Origin of the sequence: Pseudovibrio axinellae (assembly GCF_900110875.1) — a bacterium.
Lineage (GTDB): Bacteria > Pseudomonadota > Alphaproteobacteria > Rhizobiales > Stappiaceae > Pseudovibrio > Pseudovibrio axinellae.
In genome coordinates this window covers 1-1,182 of record NZ_FOFM01000085.1, presented here as the reverse complement: position 1 = coordinate 1,182, position 1,182 = coordinate 1, and the positions used below count along the sequence as shown (strand labels likewise).

Below are 1,182 nucleotides of genomic sequence, written 5' to 3'. Positions count from 1 at the left end.
GGCACGGTGACTGAAGAAACTGCACTGACCACCAGCGGCCAGTTGAGCATTGTTGATCCTGATGCCGGCGAAGCGCAGTTTGTCGGGCAATCGGCAGCCCAAGGGGCGCATGGCAGCTTCACCGTGCAGCCGGACGGGTCGTGGAGTTATGCGCTCGACAACCAGCAACCGGCGGTGCAGGGCCTGAAGAGCGGCGATCAGCTCACTGACAGTCTCACCGTCACCTCGATTGACGGCACCACTCATCAGCTCACCGTCACCATCAATGGCACCGACGACAAGGCCCAGATCGGCGGTACTGCCACCGGCACCGTCACCGAAGAAACTGCACTGACCACCGGCGGCCAGTTGAGCATTGTGGATCCTGATGCTGGGCAAAATCAGTTTGTGCCCCAGTCACACGCCAGTGCTGCGCATGGCAGCTTCACCGTGCAGCCGGACGGGTCGTGGAGTTATGCGCTCGACAACCAGCAACCGGCGGTGCAGGGCCTGAAGAGCGGCGATCAGCTCACTGACAGTCTCACCGTCACCTCGATTGACGGCACCACTCATCAGCTCACCGTCACCATCAATGGCACCGACGACAAGGCCCAGATCGGCGGTACTGCCACCGGCACCGTCACCGAAGAAACCGCACTGACCACCAGCGGCCAGTTGAGCATTGTGGATCCTGATGCCGGGCAAAACCAGTTTGTCGGGCAATCCGCAGCTCAAGGGGCACATGGCAGCTTCACCGTGCAACCGGACGGGTCGTGGAGCTATGCGCTCGACAACCAGCAACCGTCGGTGCAGAGCCTGAAGAGCGGTGACCAGCTCACCGACAGTCTCACTGTCACCTCCATCGACGGCACCACTCATCAGCTCACCGTTACCATCCATGGCACCGACGACAAGGCCCAGATCGGCGGTACTGCCACCGGCACCGTCACCGAAGAAACGGCGCTGACCACCGGCGGCCAGTTGAGCATTGTGGATCCTGATGCCGGGCAAAACCAGTTTGTCGGGCAATCCGCAGCTCAAGGGGCACATGGCAGCTTCACAGTGCAGCCGGACGGGTCGTGGAGTTATGCGCTCGACAACCAGCAACCGGCGGTGCAGGGCCTGAAGAGCGGTGATCAGCTCACCGACAGTCTCACCGTCACCTCTGTGGATGGCACCTCCCACAAGCTCACCATCACCATC

Annotated in this window: 1 protein-coding gene; it reads left to right on the top strand. The window is 61.7% G+C overall.

Annotated features, from left to right (window positions below; genetic code table 11):
• Nucleotides 1-1,182 (top strand): VCBS domain-containing protein (locus BMZ51_RS23675; RefSeq protein WP_208979646.1); only part of this gene is annotated, 1,182 nt, incomplete at both ends.